At 39.1% G+C, this 7,454-nt stretch carries 8 protein-coding genes; all 8 read right to left on the bottom strand.

Annotation, left to right across the window (positions count from 1 at the left end; translation table 11 throughout):
- A partial coding sequence (locus tag BP727_RS04230) for an asparagine synthetase B family protein (protein WP_394339396.1) occupies positions 1-698 on the bottom strand: 698 nt, incomplete at its 3' end.
- A gap of 70 nt (positions 699-768) precedes the next feature.
- Complete coding sequence (locus BP727_RS04225; RefSeq protein ID WP_273270947.1) at positions 769-1,944, bottom strand: glycosyltransferase; 1,176 nt, start codon at positions 1,942-1,944, stop codon at positions 769-771.
- Positions 1,945-2,108: 164 nt separating this feature from the next.
- Entirely contained in the window at positions 2,109-2,564 is a 456-nt protein-coding gene (locus BP727_RS04220; protein ID WP_276619915.1) for a glycosyltransferase, read from the bottom strand.
- A 5-nt stretch (positions 2,565-2,569) separates the two neighbouring features.
- Complete coding sequence (gene pssD, locus BP727_RS04215) at positions 2,570-3,013, bottom strand: PssD/Cps14F family polysaccharide biosynthesis glycosyltransferase (RefSeq protein ID WP_013718987.1); 444 nt, start codon at positions 3,011-3,013, stop codon at positions 2,570-2,572.
- A 75-nt stretch (positions 3,014-3,088) separates the two neighbouring features.
- Positions 3,089-3,976, bottom strand: coding sequence for an NAD-dependent epimerase/dehydratase family protein (locus BP727_RS04210; RefSeq protein WP_273277944.1), 888 nt, complete (start codon positions 3,974-3,976; stop codon positions 3,089-3,091).
- Positions 3,966-4,688: a nucleotidyltransferase family protein gene (locus tag BP727_RS04205; protein WP_273277943.1), complete on the bottom strand. Its 723-nt coding sequence runs from the start codon at positions 4,686-4,688 to the stop codon at positions 3,966-3,968. The genes BP727_RS04210 and BP727_RS04205 overlap by 11 nt, the downstream gene beginning before the upstream one ends.
- An 8-nt stretch (positions 4,689-4,696) precedes the next feature.
- Complete coding sequence (locus BP727_RS04200; protein ID WP_286857554.1) at positions 4,697-5,686, bottom strand: GDP-mannose 4,6-dehydratase; 990 nt, start codon at positions 5,684-5,686, stop codon at positions 4,697-4,699.
- A 225-nt stretch (positions 5,687-5,911) separates the two neighbouring features.
- Positions 5,912-7,435 (bottom strand): hypothetical protein, encoded by a 1,524-nt coding sequence (locus BP727_RS04195; RefSeq protein WP_286857552.1) that lies wholly within the window; start codon positions 7,433-7,435, stop codon positions 5,912-5,914.
- Between the last annotated feature and the right edge of the window lie 19 nt (positions 7,436-7,454).

Here is a 7,454-nt window from a genome sequence, read left to right as displayed (position 1 = left end):
TCGTATGTGCCTGCGAATCTCTCATTATATTTTATATTATACCACTCTTTTATCTCTAACTCACATCGCATGAGATCAAAGGTGGCATAGCAGCCTTTGGGAATCTTCTTTATCCCGCCAAAGAAAGTCTCGTCAGTGTGATCCGATACATTATAAAGTAAATAATCTTTTATCAACTTTTTGTTCGGTTCGATATCGATCTTGTGTTCCAGCAGGGGTGGAATCTCCGAAGAAAACAAAAAAACTTCGTTTTTTTCATCGAAATAATAATATAGCGGCTTAATTCCCATACGATCTCTCGCCAAAAAAAGTCTCTTGCTTTCAGAATCGTATACTGCAAAGGCAAACATTCCATTGAACTTTTCCAGACATCGCTCTTTCCATTGCATATAGGAATATAATATGACCTCTGTATCCGTATTGGATTTAAATGAATATCCCAGTAATTCCAGCTCCTCTCTAAGAGCCTGAAAATTATAAACCTCTCCGTTATATATTATAAAAAATTTATCTTGACGATCAGACATCGGTTGATGGCCATTTTCGGATAGGTCGATGATGGACAGGCGCAAGTGCCCTAATGAAACCTCTTCATCGACATAAATTCCTTCATCATCTGGACCCCTATGCCGCAAACTGGAGTTCATTTTTTCTATTATATATTCGTCTTTCCAGTTAAAACCATTGATTCCACACATAATCGTCCTCAGAATCCTCTAACTAAATCCAAATGGCTCTTATATTATTGCATGACTGCAATTCAGCTGATCACATGAATTTTTTATAAATTTCAAGCAGGTTCTGTCTCTGGCTGTCCCATTCATATTGCAGTGCATGGCTTTGGATTGCATCTCTATTCCATTTTATATTCAGCGCATCGAGCATTTTATTGCATAAATCCATGCAATCATTGCACTCGCATATGAGGCCATACTCTTTTGATGTGATGATATCTGAGACCCCGCCCACATCGGTGCTAACAAAAGGTATGCCGCAGGCCAGAGCCTCAAACATCACCGTAGGGTTTCCCTCGTTCAAGCTTGGCAGCACAAATATGTCACAGGCATTTATCCACAGAGGGAGCTCCTCTCTGGGCTTCCTTCCAACGAGCTTTATGACCTCTTCGAGGCCACATTTTTTTATCTCCTTCTGCAGTTCATTTCTGAGATTTCCCTCTCCTAAGATTATACATAAAATGTCTTTTGATCTTCCTTCAAGCTCACTGATGGCATGGATGAGGTCTATGTGCCCCTTAACCTTTACCAGGCTTCCAATGGTCAGGATTATCCTTTTTTTCTCAGGCAGTCTTAATGTTCTTCTGCATGCCTGCTGATCGCGGGGATAGAAGCGTTTGCCATCATATCCTGTTGGCAAGATCTCTACCGGTGTATTTACATCTAGTTTCCTAATATAATCCGCGAGGCGGTTGCTGACGGTGATTATGCAATCAGAATCGTTCAATATGCCCCGGATTCTCTCTCTCCATTGAGGATTCTTGAATGGTAGATCATATAGGTCATATCCGTATCCTGAGATGATCAGTGGTATATGGTATCTTTCCTTTAGCCTGGCTCCCACATAGCCCGATGTCCATACGAAATGAGAATGAATAAGGTCGGGCTCCCGCTTCTTCTGGACAATCATATTTAAAATCTTTCGATAATGCTTCTCTCCTAAATGGCGGTATTGATAATCAATGGGGATAAAAAAGGTCGGAACTGTTGATACCGACACATTCTCTGGCTTGCCAGAATACTCTATTAGGGACTTTTTTGTAAAGAGGCTCAACTCGTGAATGGGCAAATAATTTGATATCTCAGTGATTGGATTATGGTATACGAAGACATCAATCGATTTAAAATCACTGGATATGGACTCTATCTGATCTTTGACAAAATAGTTGTAGGTAGGGGTAATTGCCAGGAGGCTTTTTCGGTTTGACATCGATTTAACCCTCGTTATCTACCTTGTTTCGTTATCCATAAAGATGCTGGGCATTTTTTTTGATCTAACCATAAACACATCATGTCAATGAATGTGTAATTATATGCTCGCAAATTATTTTTTATATAGATTTTTTCATGTCAATAACCGTATTACCCACAACGTTATTTTGTTATGTATTTTTTAATATTAATAAGCAAAGTATTCTCAAATTGGTCGCTATTTGCAGCTTTTGCGTCTCTAATTAACTCTGGAGTAAGCAAAGCAAGATCTGTTACCAGATGTATCTTTTTCATCTTATGCAATTCCAAAGCCAAATCCAATTTATTGTCATATCTGCATTCATTATACTCCTTCAATCTTGGCACGACAATAGTCCTTTTTTTATTCAGGAGGCAGTTGAGAATAGAGCCTGCACCATCATGGGTTATTACTGTGGAGGATTGTCTTATGAGCTTCAGGAATTCTTCATTGCTGGCAAAGTCGAAGTATTCGGCATTTCGCGGGCAGTAACTGGTAGATCCCTTTTGTATTATCATTTTATCCTCGATTTGTCCTGCAAGAAGGTCGCATTTTTCTATTAGTCTGTCGAAACCCTGATTATGCATGCCAACGGTCACGAAGATCATATTAAAGCCCCCTCAAATACCGCTTTCTTTCCATATTTGGAAATCAACTGCGGCCATTGAACCAAAAAATGATCCGCAATAGGATATACAAGCCTGCCGGTGAGGGAAGGATTATTCACCCTTGCCCAGCTCTCTATGAATATGATTTTCGCGCCCAGTAGTCTCCCAATGTATAATGCAGGGATGGCTATCTCAGATCCATTGCTGATTATAAGATCGGGCCTGTATCTTGAAAATACTCTGAGAAATGTAATTGCTGCCGTGAGCATCCTCACAGGATTATAGCCTATATTTTTCACTAAATATTTTTTATAATCCAACTCTTGCGTTCTCTTGGAGTCATAGGTAATAATTATAATATCGTTACCTTTAAATGCATCCATCAGATATAGCATTTGAGTGAGATGTCCTCCATGAGAGCATACAATCGCTATCTTCATAGATCCTCTACCATTAATTGCTATTTTCATCAGCTCGTCTTATGAAGTTGTCTCTTGAAGATCGGACGCGAATCTTCAGCATGGATTCAGGCTATTTATCATCAGTCTCAAGCCCTCATCTATATTAATGTGGGGGCTCCAGCCAAGGATATCTTTAGCCTTTTTGGTGCTCGAATAGCAGTCCATTATCTCGTTTCTGCGCCTTTCTCCTCGGTAAATTACCCTGGTCTCTGATCCATGTAGCTTTATAATTTTTTCAATTATCTCCTTAACGCTATAGCTCTCCCCATATCCGATATTAAATATATCAAAATCGCCTTCGTATTCGCCTGCTCTGATATAGGCATCGATCATGTCGGTAATGTAAATGAAATCCCTTTTGGGTTCTGGGTCTCTCACGATAACTTCTCCGCTTTTAATGCAGGATATAATCATTGGGATCAGAAAATCGGATCTTTGACCGGGCCCATAGATATTGAACGGCCTGAGAACTATACATTCTATTCCAAAATCATCATGATATGATTTGCAGAGTTCTTCGCCAATCAACTTGCTTCTCGAATATGGATTGGTTGGATTCGTCATGTGATTTTCGTCGATGGGCAGATAATGCGGCTTCCCATAAACATAAGAACTTGCATAAACAATTTTATTTATATCATATAATCGGCAAAGCTCCAATATATTTAAAGTACCCAGAACATTTGTCTCATAGGTATCGTGGGGATTCTCATATGATGAGTTTACCGAAGCTATCGCTGCTAGATGATAGATGACATCTACATCGCTTAAATAATCTAAACTGCTTTTGATGAGATTCTTTTTCCTAATGTCTAAGCTATTTCCATTGATATCCTTAAGCAATGTGACTGATGAGTCTATTTCGCGGAGCGCATTGACCAGATGCCTGCCCACGAATCCATTAGCGCCAGTGATTATCACTCGCTTTTCGCTAAGTCTCATCTATGCTGACTCCCAGCTGGCGATATATTTTCTGTATATCTTCATTAGCTTTAATGTAATCATCTGGCCTTCCGATATCCAGCCAGTATCCATCATGGATAAAACCATTGACCTTCTCCCCTTCGGAGAGCAATCTCTTCATCAAATCTGGGATATCCAAATATTCGTGTGACGGTATATATTCGAGAATGCTTTCATTAAATGCGTAAACGCCCATGCTTACCAGATAATCGATCTTTGGCTTTTCGATATATCCAATGAGAGTCCTGTTCTCATCGAGCTCAACCACGCCGAAATCAATATCAACGTGTCTTCTATTGAGCGCTATGGTTGCTATGGATCCCGTTTTTTTGTGAAATTCCAGGAATTCAGAAAAATCCAGGCCTGTCAGGACATCACCATTCATCACCAGAAAATCATCCACTAGCTTGTTCTTTAACAGGCCCAACCCCCCGGCGGTTCCAAGTTTCTTCTCTTCTTTAGAATATTCTATCTTTAGCCCGTATTTGCTGCCGTTATTAAAAAAAGCCATAATCAATTCCGATAGATGTCCAACTGCCAGGGTGATCTCATTGAAGCCTTTGGCTTTCAATTGCTTGACGATTATCTCCAAAATGGGTGACTCTCCAATAGGCATGAGAGGTTTGGGAAAAACGGTAGTATAGGGCTTGAGTCTCGTGCCCAGCCCACCCGCGAGGATCACGGCCTTCATTTAATCTCCTAGCATTTTACTAATTTGATCATTTTTTTATTCTCGGAAATCCATTCTATTGTCTCCTTCAGGCCCTCATCTAAGGAGACCTGCGGTTCCCACCCCAGCAATCTCTTGGCTTTTGCATTGTCACACCACAGTCTCTTTACCTCGCTTTTAAAAGGTCGGACTCTTGACGAATCCTGCACGATCTTAATATCTTTGTTCAATAATGATGAGATTCTCTGGGCCAGGTCCCCCATGGATATCTCAAAATTTGAACCGATGTTGATTACCTCTCCAATGGAGCTTTTTGATTCAGCCGTACTGATAAATCCATTTACGGTGTCTTTGACGAATGTATAATCCCGTGTAGGGAATAAGGATCCCAATTTTATCTTCTCTTGCTCAATAGCTTGAGTTATGATCGTGGGGATTATCGCTCTCGCAGACTGCCTGGGTCCGTATGTATTAAAGGGCCTGATCGTTGCCACAGGCAGATCAAAAGAGCAATAAAAGCTCTCCGCTATTTTATCCGCTCCTATCTTGCTGGCGGAATAGGGGGACTGGCCCTGAAGTGGATGCTTTTCGTCGATGGGCACATATAAGGCTGTGCCGTAGACCTCGCTGGAGGATGTATGGACGACCTTCTCCACACCCAAATCCCTCGCTGCCGTGAGGATATTCAATGTACTTAATATGTTATTTTCAATAGTATCTCTGGGCCTAATATATGAGTAAGGGATTGATATCAACGATCCGAGATGAAAAATAACATCTACGTCTCTAACTGCGCTAAATACCGCATCATAATCCTGAAGATCTCCTGAAATGATCTGCAGAGAATCGAGCTTTTGGGATGGGATTATCTCCAGCAATCCCCAATCGTTCCTCGAATTGTATCTTACAAAGCCCTTTACATCAGCGCCTAAATCTATAAGACGCTCAATAAGATGGCTCCCTATAAAGCCACCTGCTCCAGTGACTAATACCTTTTTTCTGCTCCAATGATTATCCATTCTACAGCCTCTAATCTATTCATTATATACAAGCTATTTAGCACTCAGGACACCCTGCATCATGGTGATATATTCGGATTCAATCGGCTATCTTTATAGCTATATTTATAGTCTATGCAGATCTTTCTGATATGAAGTTCATTTTTGCATACAGGAATCTAAAAATGCAGGGTCATTGATCGCAAATATGTTAAAATATAATTATCTAGTCATAGATAGTGTGAATCAACGTTTCATGTAAATGAAGATCTTGTCCGTACTCAAAACCTTATTTATTTTTTTATTTCCATTCAATATATCGTCAGAGATTCTCCAGGGTTTTATCTGAATCCAATTTCCTATATTCAATATATTTAAGTCTCTGTTTATAACAAAAAGGTCATTAGGACTATGCTCTCTCCTGTTCAGGAGGAATGCAACGTCATTCTCATCAAAGGTCTGGAAGTTATTAGATCTGTATTCCAAAAGATAGAAATTTTTTGTGAGCTCATCGCTTTTCGTCTGGGCCCCATTTGTCTCTTCTTTGCACCACGATAAAGGCATATTGATATAGTCAAACTTATCTATATCTTTATTAGATAGGTTTGAATTATATATGAGGGTGTGATAGATGGGATTCAGGATCAATAATATAACTACGCCAATCGTTGCCCATCTCTTAAAAGATCCTCCGTTCCTATACAGCCAGGCTATGCTGAATATGGCTGGGTAATAAAAAAATCCGATTTCAACATGACCTATTAATAAGCGAATGGCTGCCCAAATCAGCATAGAGGACAATATCGATATAACAAATGCCGTCTCTCTTTTATACCTTACATTTGTATTATATATAAAACTAATCAAAAACAAAACAAGGAATGCTAAAAGAATGAAATACTTAATATAGCCATAGAAATTTATAGATCCTGGGTATTGAATATACATATCTCTTATAATGTTATCTTTAATATTCGTAGAAAAATAGGCTAATAAGAACTTATCCAGCACAGACATAGTGAAGGATTCGGGTGATTTCAGAGCATAAATAAAATTATCGTAGACGAATTCTGTGAGCCCCATCTCAATAATTATCAACAAAGTGAATAATTTTATCGATTGGCTCTGCCTATAATCAGGTTTATACCTATTTAAATATGCAGGATTATTAAATAACATTGTATAAACTATATATGAAGACAAAAAGAGAAGATATGTGAAAATAACATCATATGATGTAAACACCAGGGAAATCCCTATCAATACGGTCATGAGGTGATATTGCCACCCGGATTTATCCTTATTATAAAAAGTTAATAAGAATAATATTAGTAGAGCAAAATATAATATATTTCCTACACCGTGCGGCCAAAAGAAGATCCGTTGGGTCCCTGTGAATCCAGTCATCAACTCAGCAATCGATACCAAGCTAGCCAAAAAATAACTGTTGGAAATCTTTAGCATCAGAACAAAAAAAAGCACTGCATAGGGTATGAGCTGAACTGGGGAATATAATAAAAAGCGGCAATTTTCATTTAATACCATTGCCAGCTCTGAACCCAATACATAAAATGTAGGAACGGTATTTCTGTATGCATCGAGCAGAACTCCCCTGTCAACCGTTTCATCTATTGCGCCTACTTGAAGCGGTGCAAAACCATCAATCGAGCTATTGAAGTGCAGGAGCAAATAGCAACAGGAAATAGCGAATGTGATCAGATATAACTTCTTAATTCTCGAATCATTGAGGGCAATTGGCAGATTTAGCATATATGTGCTTCAGTCATAT

This window comes from Methanosaeta sp. UBA356 (assembly GCF_002496465.1).
Taxonomy (GTDB): domain Archaea; phylum Halobacteriota; class Methanosarcinia; order Methanotrichales; family Methanotrichaceae; genus Methanothrix; species Methanothrix soehngenii.
This window is presented reverse-complemented; position numbering and strand designations above follow the sequence as displayed.

Excerpts from the sequence above, each read along its gene's own strand:
- BP727_RS04210 (WP_273277944.1), bottom strand. The coding sequence starts at position 3,976 with ATGAGACTTAGCGAAAAGCGAGTGATAATCACTGGCGCTAATGGATTC.
- BP727_RS04200 (WP_286857554.1), bottom strand. The coding sequence starts at position 5,686 with ATGGATAATCATTGGAGCAGAAAAAAGGTATTAGTCACTGGAGCAGGT.
- BP727_RS04225 (WP_273270947.1), bottom strand. The coding sequence starts at position 1,944 with ATGTCAAACCGAAAAAGCCTCCTGGCAATTACCCCTACCTACAACTAT.
- BP727_RS04205 (WP_273277943.1), bottom strand. The coding sequence starts at position 4,688 with ATGAAGGCCGTGATCCTCGCGGGTGGGCTGGGCACGAGACTCAAGCCC.
- BP727_RS04195 (WP_286857552.1), bottom strand. The coding sequence starts at position 7,435 with ATGCTAAATCTGCCAATTGCCCTCAATGATTCGAGAATTAAGAAGTTA.
- pssD (WP_013718987.1), bottom strand. The coding sequence starts at position 3,013 with ATGAAGATAGCGATTGTATGCTCTCATGGAGGACATCTCACTCAAATG.